Genomic DNA, 15,069 nt, shown 5'->3' with positions numbered 1-15,069 from the left:
AACCAATGTGGGAGCGAACCAGCTCGCGAATACGCGGGGTCAGTCAACGTTGATGGCGACTGATTCACCGCCTTCGCGAGCAAGCCCGCTCCCACAGGGTTCCCTTGCGACAATCACATCGCCAGCCTCAGATCTTTTCGCTTTGCACTTGCACGTACAGCGCCCGTCCGGCACCCAGCCCGGCGATGATCGCGCCGGTGCCAATGATGCCGAAGATCCAGCCCACCGCGTTCCAGCCGCCGGTCCAGTCATGCACCACGCCAACCGCGAACGGGCCCATCGAGGCCAGGGTGTAACCGAAGCCTTGGGACATGCTCGACAGGTTCGCTGCGACGTGCGAATCCCGCGAGCGCAGCACGATCAGGGTCAGCGCCAGACTGAATGTACCGCCCTGCCCCAGCCCCAGCAGAATCGCCCAGCCCCACAGGCCTTCGATTGGCGCATACAGGCAACCGAACAAACCACCGAGGGTCAGCGCCATCACCACCACGATCGCCAGGCGCTGATCCTTGCCACGGGTCGCCAGCCACGGCGCCGCGAGGGAGCTGGCGAGCTGGATGATCACCGAGCCGGAGAGCACCAGGCCGGCCTGGGTCGGGGTCAGTCCGCGACCAATCAGGATCGACGGCAACCAGCCAAACACGATGTACGCCAGCGACGATTGCAGGCCCATGTACAAGGTCACTTGCCAGGCCAGCGGATCGCGCAGCAGCCCGCGCACGCGATAGGCCACGTTGTGCGCGCCATGCTTTTGCCCGACTTGCGGCAGCCAGAACACCGCCGCCACCAGCGCCGGAATCACCCAGAAGCCCAGGCCCAGCGCCCAGCTATTGTCGAAGTGTTCGCTCAACGGCACGGTCGAACCCGCCGCCATCGCCGCCCCCAGGCACAGGGCCATGGTATAGACGCCGGTCATGGTTCCAGCGTGTTTGGCGAAGTCGCGTTTGACGATACCCGGCAGCAGCACACCGATAATGCCGATGCTTGCACCGCCCAGCACACTGCCGGCGAACAGGCCGATCTCACCGAAGTTGCTGCGCAGGATGATCCCGCCGGCCAGCGTCAGCAGGATGCCGAGCACCACCCGCTCGGCGCCGAAACGTCGCGCCAGAATCGGCGCCAGGGGTGCGAACAAACCAAGGCACAGCACTGGCAAAGTGGTCAGCAGACCGGCCTGCGCGGCAGACAGGCCAAGGCTTTTCGACACTTCGCTGAGCAGCGGCGCCATGCTCGACAGCGCCGGACGAAGGTTCAGTGCCACCAGGATCAGCCCCAACAGCAACAGCCACGGCCGGCGCACCAGCGGATGGCTTTGCTGCACTTGCTCGTCATCGGCCTCGGCGTCGATCAGCAGCTCTTCAAGCTCGGCTGTTCTTTTGGGGATGGACAGGTTTTTCTCGCTTTCAAGGTTCATTGATCAACTGCCTCGATATGGCTTTGGCCCGCTCCGGGTCGCGTTGTTCGACGGCATCGAGCAGCTCGATGTGCAAGTCGAACACTTCCTGACGGCGCGGGACGATGTTCAGCGTCTGGCGCAACTGCGCGCCGACGATGCTGGAAAAATAGCGATACAACTCGCTGAGAGTCGGGTTGTGCGCGGCATCCACCAGACGGCGGTGGAACACCAGATCGCAGGAAATGTAAGTGTCGAGATCGCCGTGGTAGTGGCTGCCACTGGTGCCGAGCGCTTCACGCAAAGCGAGCAGATCCTCATCCGTGCGGCGCAACGCCGCCAGGCCGATCGCCTCGACTTCGAGGATGTGCCGGGTCTCGCGCGCCTGTTCAAGCGAGCAACGGGACAACGCCTTGAGCGTGTCCATCGGATCGACCACCGCCCGCAAGTAACTGCCATCGCCCTGACGGATTTCGATCAAACCGGAAAACGCCAGTACGCGCATGGCCTCCCGTACGGTGTTGCGACTGATGCCCAGTTCGGCGCACAGCTCGGGCTCGGTCGGCAGACGTTCGCCAACCTGCCACACGCCATCGGTGATGCGTTGACGTAATTGATCCAGGGCCTGATCGACCAGGGATCGCTTAATCAAAGGTGAAATGTCTGACATAGGATTCGCCCTTTCATCCAATCATAGGATGAATTTTCTGACATGGTAGTCAGCTGTTTGCAGGACGGCAACCACTTATGGCCAGGAGGAGGCTCCAGGAACCCTTTGCTCCCGATCTTTTTCGGAGTGTCGAAGACGTCGGTCCTACTCGCCGAGTAGAAAAATCATTCACCTGCGAAGTTATTTCCCACATTGCAAAGGAATATTTGCCGACATCACTCACAGCCATAGGACTTCAGACTTTGGAAATTAATCCGCGGGCGATTTGGTCCGTCATTTAGTTCAAAGGAAGAATGAAAAACTCATGGTAGAAATCAATTTCGGTATGCAGCACAGCCGCCCTTTTGCCTTGGAGAAAAACCGTCAACTACTGGCCGTACGCTGACACGCCCATGAAAAAAGCCCCGCCGGGCATCCGACGGGGCTTTGTTGTTAAACCAGCCTCCAGGCAATCAATGCAGAATCTGACTCAGGAACAGCTTCGTCCGGTCATTCTGCGGATTGTCGAAGAAATCATTCGGTGCCGCCTGCTCGACAATCTCGCCCTTGTCCATGAAGATCACGCGGTTGGCCACGGTGCGGGCGAAGCCCATTTCGTGGGTCACGCAGAGCATGGTCATGCCGTCTTCGGCGAGGCCGATCATGGTGTCCAGCACTTCTTTGACCATCTCCGGGTCGAGTGCCGAGGTCGGTTCGTCGAACAGCATGATTTTCGGTTTCATGCACAGCGCACGGGCGATTGCCACACGCTGTTGCTGGCCGCCGGACAGTTGCCCCGGGAATTTATGCGCCTGCTCCGGAATGCGTACGCGTTCCAGGTAATGCATGGCAATTTCCTCGGCCTTGCGCTTGGGCATCTTGCGCACCCACATCGGCGCCAGCGTGCAGTTCTGCAAAATGGTCAGGTGCGGGAACAGATTGAAGTGCTGGAACACCATGCCGACTTCGCGACGGATCGCTTCGATCTGCTTGAGGTCGTTGGTCAGTTCCACGCCGTCGACGACGATGCGGCCCTGCTGGTGTTCTTCGAGGCGATTGAGGCAACGAATGGTGGTCGACTTGCCGGAACCCGACGGGCCGCACAGCACGATTCGCTCGCCCTGTTTGACGTTGAGGTTGATGTCTTTCAGCACGTGGAACTGGCCGTACCACTTGTTCACGCCCTGCATCTGAATAATGCCTTCAGGGCCCACAGGCTTTTTGATTGCTTCGCTCATTTACAGAGAACTCCTAACGCTTGTGGCCAGTGTCGAGCTTGCGTTCCAGATGCATGGAATAGCGCGACATACCAAAACAGAAAATCCAGAACACCAGGGCGGCGAACACGTAGCCTTCGGTGGCCATGCCCAGCCATTTCGGATCGGCAGCGGCTTGCTTGACGCTGTTGAGCAGGTCAAACAGGCCGATGATGATCACCAGGCTAGTGTCCTTGAACAGCGCAATGAACGTGTTGACGATGCCCGGAATCACCAGCTTCAGAGCCTGCGGCAGAATCACCAGGCCCATCGCGCGCCAGTAACCGAGGCCCATTGCGGCAGCGGCTTCGTACTGACCTTTGGGGATCGCTTGCAGACCGCCGCGTACCACCTCAGCCACATAGGCCGACTGGAACAGGATCACGCCGATCAGTGCGCGCAGCAGCTTGTCGAAGTTCATGCCTTCGGGCAGGAACAGCGGCAGCATCACCGACGACATGAACAGCACGGTGATCAACGGCACGCCGCGCCAGAACTCGATGAACGTCACGCAGACCACGCGAATCGCCGGCATGTTCGAGCGCCGGCCCAGCGCCAGGATGATCCCCAGCGGCAACGCACCGGCGATACCCACGGTGGCGATCACCAGCGTCAGCATCAGCCCGCCCCACTGGCTGGTCGCCACGGTAGTAAGACCAAAGACGCCGCCGTGCAGCAGGAAGTACGCAACGATCGGGTAGATCACCAGGAAGCTCAGGCCGTACACCGCTTTACGCGGGAAGCGCGAGATGAACAGTGGCGCCACGCCGAGCACTGCCAGCCACACGGTGAGGTCTACGCGCCAGCGCAGCTCGGTCGGGTAGTAGCCGTACATGAACTGGCCGAAACGCTGCTGAATGAACACCCAGCAGGCGCCGTCCTTGGTGCAGTCGGCGCGAGTGGTGCCCACCCAGTTGGCGTCGAAGACCGCCCAGCTGAGAATCGGCGGAACCACCAGGTAGATCAGGTAGAACGCAAACAGCGTCAGCAGGGTGTTGAGCCAGCTGGAGAACATGTTCGCGCGCATCCACGCCACCACGCCGATGCTGCTGCTCGGTGGGGGCATGTCGGGTTTGAAAGTATGGGTTGTCATGCGCGTTTCCTCACCGCTCGATCAGCGCAATGCGCTTGTTGTACCAGTTCATCAGCAGGGAAATGCTGATACTGATCGCCAGGTACACGCTCATGGTGATGGCAATGACTTCGATAGCCTGGCCGGTCTGGTTGAGCACGGTACCGGCGAACAACGAAACCATTTCCGGGTAGCCGATACCGGCGGCCAGCGAAGAGTTTTTCGCCAGGTTCAGGTATTGGCTGGTCAGTGGCGGAATAATCACCCGCAGCGCTTGTGGAATGATCACCTTGCGCAAGGTCGGGCCGTTGCGCAGGCCGAGCGAACGGGCCGCTTCGGTCTGGCCGTGGCTGACCGACTTGATCCCCGAGCGCACGATTTCAGCGATGAACGCTGCGGTGTACACGGTCAACGCCAGGGTCAGCGCCAGCAGTTCCGGGATCAGTACCCAGCCACCGACGAAGTTGAAGCCCTTGAGTTGTGGCAATTCCCAATGCAACGGTGCTCCGAAGATCAGCGCGCACAAGGTTGGGAGCACCAGCAGGATCGCCAGGCCGGTCCAGAACTTGTGGAACGGTACGCCGGTGTCTTCGAAACGCTTGTTGGCCCAGCGGCACATCAACACGATGGCGACGATGGCCAGCACCACGCTGATGAAGAACGCCCAGAAGCCGTCAGCCATTTGCGCGGCCGGCATGTTCAGGCCACGGCTGCTGACGAAGAAAGTGTCGCCGAAGTTGTGGCTGTTGCGCGGTCCCGGCATGGTCAGGAATACCGCGAAGTACCAGAACAGAATCTGCAGCAGCGGCGGAATGTTGCGGAATACTTCCACATACACGGTCGCCAGTTTGCTGATGATCCAGTTCGGCGACAGCCGCGCCACACCGATGAGGAAGCCCAGCAGGGTCGCCAGGATCACGCCGATGAAAGTAACCAGCAGAGTGTTGAGCAAACCGATCACGAACACCCGCGAGTAACTGTCCGCTTCGGTGTAGGAGATCAGGTGCTGAGCGATGCCGAATCCGGCACTGCGCTCCAGAAAGCTGAAGCCGGAGGTGATGCCCCGGTGCTGCAGGTTGGTCTGGGTGTTATCGAACAGATACCAGCCCATGGCGACCACCGCCACGACGGTGATGATCTGAAACAGCCACGCACGCACTCGCGGATCGCTGAGGCTGAACCTCTGCTTTGGTGCGCCGATTGAATTTTGCATGAAGTGCCCCGGAAAAAATGGAACAGAACATCACCCGGCGGTTGGCCCGCCGGGTGATAGAACCATTAGCGCACTGGTGGTGCGTACTGAATGCCGCCGTTGGTCCACAGCGCGTTCAGGCCACGGTCGATTTCCAGCGGAGTGCTCTTGCCGAGGTTTTTCTCGAAGATTTCACCGTAGTTACCGACCTGCGAAACGATTTTCACAACCCAGTCCTTCGGCAGTTTCAGGTCCTTGCCATATTCACCGTCAGCGCCCAGCAGACGAGCAACGTCCGGGTTCTTGGTGGACTTGGCTTCTTCCAGTACGTTTTTCGACGTCACGCCGGCTTCTTCAGTGTTCAGCAGCGCGTAGCCAACCCAGCGAACGATCGCCAGCCACTCGTCGTCGCCGTTACGCACGACCGGGCCCAGTGGCTCCTTGGAAATGGTTTCCGGCAGCACCACGTAGTCTTTTGGCGAGGCCAGTTTGCTGCGTTGTGCGTAGAGCTGCGACTTGTCGGAGGTCAGCACGTCGCAACGACCGGATTCCAGCGACTTGGCGCTTTCATCGGAGGTGTCGAACGTGATCGGGGTGTACTTCAGGCCGTTGGCGCGGAAGTAGTCGGACACGTTCAGTTCGGTGGTAGTACCGGCCTGGATGCAGATGGTTGCACCGTCCAGTTCCTTGGCACTTTTCACGCCCAGCTTGTTGTTGGCCAGGAAGCCCACGCCGTCGTAGTAAGTGATGAAGCCCGGGAATTTCAGACCCATGCCGGCATCACGCGAGCTGGTCATGGTGGTGTTGCGCGAGAGCAGGTCGATTTCGCCGGACTGCAGCGCGGTGAAGCGCTCCTTGGCGTTCAACTGGCTGAACTTGACCTTGGTCGCGTCGCCGAATACAGCAGCGGCCACAGCACGGCAGACGTCAGCGTCGATCCCGAGGATCTTGCCCGAAGCGTCCGGTACCGAGAAGCCCGGCAGACCGTCGCTCACGCCACACTGCACGAAACCTTTCTTCTGCACGGCATCCAGGGTTGCACCCGCCTGAGCGAACCCGCTGACGCCGAGTACTGCTGCTGCAGTCACGACCGCCAGAGTGGATTTCAACATCTTCATTCAAACCTCCAGTTTTGCTCTTGTTGTGTCGGAGCTTGAGTCCAGTCGCACCCTTTTGAGGCGTTGTTGACCCGTGTTGGCTTTTTTTGGGGTCAACCGACGTAAGACCTTCGCTATGAGTCTAGTAGGAGAAAATCCACATCATGGACAACTCACTTCTCACCAGTCGGCCGAACGGGCTGTAGCCCTTTCACGTTCGCTTTGCCCGTAGCGGCCATTGGCGAACATCCATCACCGGATTCTTTGCAATCCCTTCGCACGACGTACACTGATAGTGTTACCGCCACACGCGAGATCGGTTGCACGCAGAGAGCCATAGCAAAGCCCGTACCACACCGCTTGCTGAAGCGATTGCGCGACAGGTCAATAGCAAAACTTGTAGCCTTGCGACATCTTCTTAACGGATCGAACGGGCGCGCACGCAAATCACGCACTTATTGAGAGCGCCCGCACATTTTTGGAGCAGCCATGACCGAGCCCCTGATTCTTGAACCCGTAAAGCCCGCAGACGCCTGCGTGATCTGGCTGCACGGCCTCGGCGCTGATCGCTATGACTTCCTGCCCGTAGCCGAAGCCTTGCAGGAAAGCCTGCTGAGCACGCGCTTTGTATTGCCTCAGGCACCGACCCTGCCTGTGACCATCAATGGTGGTTATGCGATGCCGAGCTGGTACGACATAAAGGCCATGAGCCCGGCGCGGGCGATTGATCGTGAACAGTTGGAGGAGTCCTCCGAGCGCATCGTCAAACTGATCGATGTGCAGCGCGCTGCCGGAATAGACGCTTCGCGAATTTTCCTCGCCGGGTTTTCCCAGGGCGGCGCCGTCGTCCTGCACACCGCCTATCTGAAGTGGCAAGGTCCGTTGGGTGGCGTACTTGCCCTGTCCACCTATGCCCCGACCTTTACCGACGAAATGGAGCTTTGCGCCAGTCAGCAGCGCATTCCGGCGTTGTGCCTGCACGGCCAGTTCGATGGCGTGGTGCAAAACTCCATGGGCCGCAGTGCCTACGAGCATTTAAAGCAGCATGGTGTCACCGTGACATGGCAGGAATACCCAATGGAGCACGAAGTGTTACCCGAAGAAATTCGCGACATCGGCGTCTGGCTGACCGAGCGTCTACGCTGATTCGGCCGCAGAGCGGACCCCTTTGATCATCCCACTACGCCGAGCCCGCTTCTTGCATTACACTGGCCGGCGTACATTCCTTAACCAATTGATGAGATGACCGTGCTCAAAGCACTCAAGAAAATGTTCGGTAAAAGCGAGGCTGAGCAGCTCGCGCCAGTTCCCAGTGCGCCGTCGCACGCCCCCGGCCCTCGCAGCGAGGCTCCCAAGGCTGAACATCCGGCTCCGCTAGCGACACCCAAGCCTGAGCCGCAACCCGCTACCGCCGCCGAACCTGTCCGCGCCGAAGCGCCGAAACCGGCCCGCCCGCGTCGCGAACCCAAGCCCAAGGCACCGGTCATTCCCTGGAAACTCGAAGATTTCGTCGTCGAACCCCAGGAAGGCAAAACCCGTTTCCACGATTTCAAACTCGCTCCGGAACTGATGCACGCCATCCAGGACCTGGGCTTTCCGTACTGCACGCCGATCCAGGCGCAGGTGCTGGGTTTCACCCTCGCCGGCAAAGACGCCATCGGCCGCGCGCAGACCGGTACCGGCAAGACGGCCGCGTTCCTGATCTCGATCATCACTCAACTGTTGCAGACCCCACCGCCAAAAGAGCGCTACATGGGCGAACCCCGTGCGCTGATCATCGCGCCGACCCGCGAGCTGGTGGTGCAGATCGCCAAGGACGCCGCTGACCTGACCAAGTACACCGGCCTGAACGTCATGACGTTCGTCGGCGGCATGGACTTCGACAAGCAGCTCAAGCACCTCGAAGCCCGCCATTGCGACATTCTTGTCGCTACCCCGGGCCGTCTGCTCGACTTCAACCAGCGTGGCGACGTGCACCTGGACATGGTCGAAGTGATGGTGCTGGACGAAGCCGACCGCATGCTCGACATGGGTTTCATCCCGCAAGTACGCCAGATCATTCGCCAAACCCCGCCGAAGTCCGAGCGCCAGACTCTGCTGTTCTCCGCGACCTTCACCGAAGACGTGATGAACCTGGCCAAGCAATGGACCACCGACCCAGCGATCGTCGAAATCGAAGTCACCAACGTGGCCAACGAAAACGTCGAGCAGCACATCTACGCCGTGGCCGCTGCCGACAAGTACAAACTGCTGTTCAACCTGGTCAACGACAACGGTTGGGAGCGGGTGATCGTGTTTGCCAACCGCAAGGACGAAGTACGGCGCATCGAAGAACGCCTGGTGCGTGACGGCATCAACGCCGCGCAACTGTCGGGCGACGTGCCGCAACACAAGCGCATCAAGACCCTCGAAGGCTTCCGCGAAGGCAAGATCCGCGTACTGGTTGCCACCGACGTGGCCGGGCGCGGTATTCACATCGACGGCATCAGTCACGTGATCAACTTCACCCTGCCAGAAGTACCGGACGACTACGTGCACCGCATCGGTCGTACCGGTCGTGCAGGCGCCGACGGCGTATCGATCAGCTTCGCCGGTGAGGACGACTCCTACCAGTTGCCGTCCATCGAAGAGAAGCTCGGTCGCAAGATCAGCTGCGAAACGCCGCCGACGCATCTGTTGCGTGCAGTTGAGCGCAAGCGTCCGCAGTAAGCGACGTTTAAAAGAAAAGCGCAGCCGACAACGACTGCGCTTTTTTTTCGCCCGGCGTTTCATCAGGTGCTTGCGAGAGACAACCAAAAGTCCATAATAGACTAATTAGTTTATTTTTTAGACACCGGAGCCTGACATGCCCAGTAAGCCCAACGTGATCGACCAAGCCCAGGCTCGCGAGCTGCTGACACGCATCGACGTGCCGCAAATCCTGCGCAAACTGTTTCGCGACCTCGCCGCCGGACTCGCCGTGCAACCGGCGCAGCAACTGGTGGAATTCCCGCAAGGTGCCGGCGACTTCATCAATTACCTGGGTGTGCTGGCCGAAGATGGCGTGTACGGGGTCAAGACGTCACCGTACATCGTTCGAGAACAGGGGCCGTTGGTGACAGCGTGGACGCTGTTGATGTCGATGAAAACCGGTCAGCCGTTGCTGCTGTGCGATGCCGGCGAACTGACCACCGCACGTACCGCCGCGACCACCGCCGTGGCGGTCGACGCCCTCGCGCCGTTGAATGCCACGCGACTGGCGATCATCGGCAGCGGCAAGGTCGCTCAGGCGCATCTGCATTACGTGAAAGGTCTGCGCAACTGGCAGAGCATCAGCGTGTATTCGCCCTCGTTGCTCGAAGACGCCGAAACTCAGGCACAGTTGAAAGCTATCGCACCCGATCTGAAGATCGCCGACAGCCGCGAAGCCGCTTTCGCCGAGGCCGACGTGATCATGCTCTGCACCTCGTCCGCCGGGCCAGTGATTGATCCGGCTACCTTAGGCAAACCAGCGCTGATCACCTCGATCAGCACCAACGCCCCACGCGCCCATGAAGTACCGCCACAGAGCCTCAACGCCATGCAGGTGTTCTGCGACTATCGGCTGACCACGCCGGGCTCGGCCGGTGAGATGCTGCTCGCCACTGAACAGCATGGCTGGGACAAGGCAGCAATTGCCGGTGACCTGGCCGATCTGCTCAGCGAAAAAGTGCCGCGCCCCGGTTACGACCGTCACGTATTTTTCCGTTCAATCGGCCTGGGCCTGGAAGACATCGCGCTGGCGAATGCTATTTATCAGCTGAACCTGTAACACCACAAATCCCCTGTGGGAGCGGGCTTGCTCGCGAAGAGGCCGTGTCAGGCAATTTATTCAACGAATGACACACCGCCTTCGCGAGCAAGCCCGCTCCCACAGGGTGATCAGCGAACTCCTTGATATTGCGTCCACACCGGAGACTTTCATGAGCCAGGCAGACTTCATCATCATCGGCGGCGGGATTGCCGGCGCTTCCACCGGTTTCTGGCTGTCGCCGCACGCCAAAGTGATTGTGCTGGAACGTGAGTCGCACCCGGCTTACCACTCCACCGGACGCTCGGCGGCGCTGTACTCCGCGGCGTACGGAACACCGCAGGTGCGGGCGCTGACGCTGGCCAGCCGTGAATTTTTCGATCATCCGCCAAGCGGCTTCTGCGAGCACCCATTGCTCACGCCGCGCGGCGAAATGACTGTTGATTTCACCGGTGACGCCGCCGAACTGCACAACCAGTACCTCAGCGCCAAGGCCACGGTACCGGAGATGCAATTGCTCAGCGCCGACGAAGCCTGCGCACGGCTGCCGATTCTGCGTCGGGAAAAGGTTCACGGTGCGATCTACGACCCGACCGCCAGCGACATCGACACCGACGCCCTGCATCAGGGTTACCTGCGCGGCATCCGCCGCAACAACGGCGAAGTGCACACCGATTGCGAAGTGCTCGGCCTGAGTCGCGACGCCGATGGCCAATGGCAAGTGCAGACCAACGGCCAGACCTTCAGCGCACCCGTCGTGATCAACGCCGCCGGCGCCTGGGCCGACAAGATCGGCGCTCTGGCTGGCGCGCAATTGCTCGGGCTGCAACCCAAACGCCGCGCAGCTTTTATCTTTGCCGGCCCCGAGGGCGTCGACCCTCACCACTGGCCGATGCTGGTCAGCCTCGACGAATCGTTCTACATGAAACCCGACGCCGGGATGTTCCTCGGTTCGCCGGCCAACGCCGACCCGGTCGAGCCTCACGACGTGCAGCCCGAAGAGCTGGACATCGCCATGGGCATCTACCAGATCGAAGAAGCCACGACCCTGAGCATCCGTCGCCCGACCCGCACCTGGGCCGGTTTGCGCAGCTTTGTCGCGGACGGCGATCTGCTCAGCGGCTTCGATCCACAAGTGCCGGGGCTGTTCTGGGTCGCCGCCCAGGGCGGTTATGGCATTCAGACCTCACCGGCCATGGGGCAGGCCAGCGCGGCATTGCTGCGCGGTCAGCCGCTGCCTGAGCCGCTGCAGCAGTTCGGTCTGAGCAGCGCCATGCTCTCCCCTGCCCGGCTGGGCTGAGCACCCTCGCGGATGACGCGCCCAACGGATTGCGGCACACTCGCAGCGCCCCCTGTTCACGGGGGCGTTGACGCCGCCTGGAGCTCCACAGACATGACCGCCCCCGAATTCGATCCGGCACTGGATAACTTCCGTGCCGTCGCCGACGCCATCGCCACGCTGTTCTTTCCCCACGCCGAAGTGGTGCTGCACGACCTGCGTACACAAAAAGTCGACTACATCGCCAACAACCTGTCCAAACGCGAGATTGGCGACGATTCATCACTCGAAGACATGCTCAGCGAGGATGTCAGCGACCGCAACATCGGCCCGTATGAAAAGCTCAATTGGGACGGCCAGAAGATTCGCAGCCTGAGCACGGTGCTGCGCGACAGCGAAAGCCGGCCGCTGGCAGTGCTGTGCATCAACCTGAATATTTCGCTGTTCGAAAATGCCAAGGCCGCGCTGGACCTGTTCCTGTCGCCGAGCAAACTGATCCCGCAACCGGACTCACTGTTTCGCGATGACTGGCAGGAACGGATCAACACCTTCCTCCATGCCTGGCTGCGCGAACGCCAGTTGAGCCTGAATCTGCTGACCCGCGATCACAAGCGTGAACTGGTGCTGGCCCTGCACGCCGAAGGCGCCTTCAAGGGCAAGAGCGCCTCGAACTATGTGGCCAATGTGCTGAACATGGGGCGGGCGACGGTCTACAAGCACTTGAAGGAATTGAAGGGCTAGGATCCATAAGCTGTATTGCCTGATCAGGCCCCTTCGGGAGCAAGCCCCCTCCCACATTGAAAGGCGTTCCCCTGTGGGAGGGGGCTTGCTCCCGAAGGCGGACCCTCAGTCGCCGTAGATGCCGGACTTGAAACACTTCTCCCAAATCTCCCACATTGGAAGGCATTCCCCTGTGGGAGGGGGCTTGCTCCCGAAGACGGACCCTCAGTCGCCGTAGATATCAGACTTGAAATACTTCTCCCAAATCTCCCACATTGGAGAAGGCGTTCCCCTGTGGGAGGGGGCTTGCTCCCGAAGGCGGCTCCTCAGTCGCCGTAGATATCAGACTTGAAATACTTCTCGGAAATCTTCTGATATTCGCCACTCGCACGGATCCCGTCGATGGCTGTGTTCAACTCGCTGACCAGCTCGCCATTGCCCTTGCGCACCGCAATCCCCGCGCCCTCGCCCACGTATTTCGGGTCTTTCAGTTCCGGCCCGACAAACGCATAACCCTTGCCTCGCGGCATCGACAGGAAGTCCGTCAGCGGGATGGTGTCGGCGAAAATCGCATCCAGCCGCCCGGCCGCCAGATCCATGTAGATCTCTTCGTTGTTGCTGTAGCGCTTGACGTTGATGCCCTTGGGTTCAAACACCTCGGTGGCATAACGGTCGGTGGTGGTGGCGCGCTGCACACCGACATTCTTGCCCTTGAGGCTGGCGTACTGATCATCCACCGTAGCACCGTCCTTCATTACCAGTCGCGACGAGGTGAAGTAGTATTTGTGGGTGAAATCCACCGACTTCTTGCGGTCCTCGTTGATGGTCATCGACGACAGGGCCATGTCGATTTTCTTCACCTTCAGCGAAGGAATCAGGCCATCGAACTCACCCTCGACCCAGACGCACTTGACTTTCATCTGCGCGCACAGGGCATTGCCGATGTCGTAGTCGAAACCGACAATTTCACCTTTGTCGGTTTTCGAGGCGAACGGTGGATAAGCCGCTTCAATGCCGATACGCAAGGTTTTCTCGGCGGCAAAAGCACTGGTGCACGCCAACAGGCTCAGGGCCAGACCGGTGATGAGGGGGAGTTTCTTCATGTTCGTTCTCTCGCGGGTTGTTGTTGGTTTGGCAAGACAGAAGAAAGAGCTGGAACGGAGGGAGACAGTTTTTTGTACTTGTAAATCCATACTGGACTTTTACGTACAAACCGTCAATCGGGCAAAGAGGCAGGATTCTTTTGTGTGGCGGATGACGCTATCGCGAGCAGGCTCACTCCTACAAAGGAACGCATTCCAACTGTAGGAGTGAGCCTGCTCGCGATACTGACTTGAGGGCGACGCGGTCTTTACTTCTTCCAGCGATCTGCAGCGGCATGATCACTGTCACGCCCTTCCACCCAACGCGGGCCGTCGCTGGTGTTTTCCTTCTTCCAGAACGGTGCACGGGTTTTCAGGTAGTCCATGACAAAGGCGCAGGCATCGAAAGCGGCCTGACGATGGGCACTGGCTGCACCGACAAACACGATCGGCTCACCCGGCTCCAGCGCGCCGATGCGGTGTAACACTTCCAGCTTGAGCAACGGCCAGCGCTGCTCGGCCTCGACAGCGATCTTGCCGAGTGCTTTTTCGGTCATGCCCGGATAGTGTTCGAGGAACATTCCCGCCACATCAAGGCCGTCGTTAAAGTCGCGCACATAACCGACAAAACTCACCACTGCACCAACGCCAACGTTGGCCGCGTGCATCGCATTGACTTCAGCACCGGGATCGAACGCCGTGGACTGCACACGAATCGCCATGGCTCAGCCTCCGGTCACGGTGGGGAAAAACGCCACTTCGTCGCCGTCACTCACCGGCTCGTCGAGCTGGCACAGGTCTTCGTTGCGAGCGCACATCAGGTTCTGTTCGCTCAACACCTGGGCACCATCACGTTGCGCGAGCAGTGCACGCACGTCATCGACGGTGGCGAAATCACCTTCGACCGCCACCGAGTCCACGCCCAGCGCTTCACGGTAACGGGCGAAAAACCTTACCGTCAGGTTCATGGCTGCTCCGCCTGGAAATGCCCGCTCTTGCCGCCGACCTTCTCCAGCAGACGCACGCTTTCGATGGTCATGCCACGATCCACGGCCTTGCACATGTCGTAGATGGTCAACGCGGCGACGCTGGCAGCGGTCAGTGCTTCCATTTCCACACCGGTCTGCCCGGACAGCTTGCAGCGCGCAACGATGCGCACACTGTCGTCGCCCTCAGCGCTGAGTTCGACCTTGACGCCGGTGAGCATCAGCGGATGGCACAGCGGGATCAGATCACTGGTCTTCTTCGCCGCCTGAATGCCGGCGATCCGCGCCACGGCAAACACATCGCCCTTGGGATGGCCGCCGCTGACGATCATCTGCAGGGTTTCGGGGAGCATGCGCACCAGCGCCTGGGCGGTCGCCTCACGGAACGTCACGGCTTTTTCGGTGACGTCGACCATGTTGGCGCGACCTTGGGAATCGAGATGAGTCAGCACGGGATTACTCCTGATCAGGAGCAGGGATTGTAAACCTGCGGGTCAAATTTCCGCATCATTGATTATGAATTCACACCGTCCCCCAGTGGGAGCGAGCCTGCTCGCGAAGGCGGTGCGTCAGG

General features: G+C 60.1%; 15 protein-coding genes. 5 read left to right on the top strand and 10 right to left on the bottom strand.

The window, feature by feature from the left end:
* Positions 1–127: 127 nt before the first annotated feature.
* From AC1UK9_RS05390 to AC1UK9_RS05365, 6 genes are all read right to left on the bottom strand, one after another.
* The gene (locus AC1UK9_RS05390; protein WP_025112154.1) at positions 128–1,414 is read right to left on the bottom strand and encodes a CynX/NimT family MFS transporter; all 1,287 of its coding nucleotides are present in this window, start codon (positions 1,412–1,414) and stop codon (positions 128–130) included.
* Complete coding sequence (locus AC1UK9_RS05385) at positions 1,404–2,063, bottom strand: FadR/GntR family transcriptional regulator (RefSeq protein WP_473014544.1); 660 nt, start codon at positions 2,061–2,063, stop codon at positions 1,404–1,406. The genes AC1UK9_RS05390 and AC1UK9_RS05385 overlap by 11 nt, the downstream gene beginning before the upstream one ends.
* Positions 2,064–2,515: 452 nt before the next feature.
* Complete coding sequence (locus AC1UK9_RS05380; protein ID WP_003221897.1) at positions 2,516–3,280, bottom strand: amino acid ABC transporter ATP-binding protein; 765 nt, start codon at positions 3,278–3,280, stop codon at positions 2,516–2,518.
* Between the two features lie 13 nt (positions 3,281–3,293).
* Positions 3,294–4,391: an amino acid ABC transporter permease gene (locus AC1UK9_RS05375; RefSeq protein ID WP_473014543.1), complete on the bottom strand. Its 1,098-nt coding sequence runs from the start codon at positions 4,389–4,391 to the stop codon at positions 3,294–3,296.
* 10 nt (positions 4,392–4,401) lie between these two features.
* Positions 4,402–5,583 (bottom strand): amino acid ABC transporter permease, encoded by a 1,182-nt coding sequence (locus AC1UK9_RS05370; RefSeq protein ID WP_482579655.1) that lies wholly within the window; start codon positions 5,581–5,583, stop codon positions 4,402–4,404.
* 65 nt (positions 5,584–5,648) lie between these two features.
* On the bottom strand, positions 5,649–6,680 hold the full coding sequence (locus tag AC1UK9_RS05365; RefSeq protein WP_025112150.1) for an amino acid ABC transporter substrate-binding protein: 1,032 nt from the start codon (positions 6,678–6,680) through the stop codon (positions 5,649–5,651).
* A gap of 468 nt (positions 6,681–7,148) precedes the next feature.
* Between AC1UK9_RS05365 and AC1UK9_RS05360 the strand changes: the two genes are divergently transcribed.
* The 5 genes from AC1UK9_RS05360 (at position 7,149) to AC1UK9_RS05340 (ending at position 12,448) form a co-directional block, all read left to right on the top strand.
* Entirely contained in the window at positions 7,149–7,805 is a 657-nt protein-coding gene (locus tag AC1UK9_RS05360; RefSeq protein WP_025112149.1) for an alpha/beta hydrolase, read from the top strand.
* Between the two features lie 96 nt (positions 7,806–7,901).
* The gene (gene rhlB / locus AC1UK9_RS05355) at positions 7,902–9,368 is read left to right on the top strand and encodes an ATP-dependent RNA helicase RhlB (RefSeq protein ID WP_025112148.1); all 1,467 of its coding nucleotides are present in this window, start codon (positions 7,902–7,904) and stop codon (positions 9,366–9,368) included.
* 136 nt (positions 9,369–9,504) lie between these two features.
* Positions 9,505–10,449 carry an ornithine cyclodeaminase family protein gene (locus AC1UK9_RS05350; protein ID WP_482579654.1) on the top strand — a complete coding sequence of 315 codons (945 nt, stop codon included), beginning with the start codon at positions 9,505–9,507 and terminating at the stop codon, positions 10,447–10,449.
* 151 nt (positions 10,450–10,600) lie between these two features.
* On the top strand, positions 10,601–11,728 hold the full coding sequence (locus AC1UK9_RS05345) for an NAD(P)/FAD-dependent oxidoreductase (protein ID WP_473014540.1): 1,128 nt from the start codon (positions 10,601–10,603) through the stop codon (positions 11,726–11,728).
* Between the two features lie 93 nt (positions 11,729–11,821).
* A complete protein-coding gene (locus AC1UK9_RS05340; protein ID WP_025112145.1) occupies positions 11,822–12,448 on the top strand; it encodes a helix-turn-helix transcriptional regulator in 627 nt (208 codons plus the stop codon).
* Positions 12,449–12,753: 305 nt separating this feature from the next.
* On the opposite strand, the gene AC1UK9_RS05335 is transcribed toward AC1UK9_RS05340, so the two are convergent.
* The 4 genes from AC1UK9_RS05335 to moaC form a co-directional block, all read right to left on the bottom strand.
* Complete coding sequence (locus tag AC1UK9_RS05335; RefSeq protein ID WP_025112144.1) at positions 12,754–13,530, bottom strand: ABC transporter substrate-binding protein; 777 nt, start codon at positions 13,528–13,530, stop codon at positions 12,754–12,756.
* A 248-nt stretch (positions 13,531–13,778) separates the two neighbouring features.
* Positions 13,779–14,231 (bottom strand): molybdopterin synthase catalytic subunit MoaE, encoded by a 453-nt coding sequence (gene moaE / locus AC1UK9_RS05330; RefSeq protein WP_007965204.1) that lies wholly within the window; start codon positions 14,229–14,231, stop codon positions 13,779–13,781.
* A gap of 3 nt (positions 14,232–14,234) precedes the next feature.
* The gene (gene moaD, locus AC1UK9_RS05325; protein ID WP_482579653.1) at positions 14,235–14,477 is read right to left on the bottom strand and encodes a molybdopterin converting factor subunit 1; all 243 of its coding nucleotides are present in this window, start codon (positions 14,475–14,477) and stop codon (positions 14,235–14,237) included.
* Complete coding sequence (gene moaC, locus AC1UK9_RS05320) at positions 14,474–14,947, bottom strand: cyclic pyranopterin monophosphate synthase MoaC (protein ID WP_007972660.1); 474 nt, start codon at positions 14,945–14,947, stop codon at positions 14,474–14,476. Before moaC ends, moaD begins: the two co-directional genes overlap by 4 nt.
* Between the last annotated feature and the right edge of the window lie 122 nt (positions 14,948–15,069).

The sequence above is a fragment of the Pseudomonas sp. AK-TSAG1-1 genome (assembly GCF_056821665.1).
This window is presented reverse-complemented; position numbering and strand designations above follow the sequence as displayed.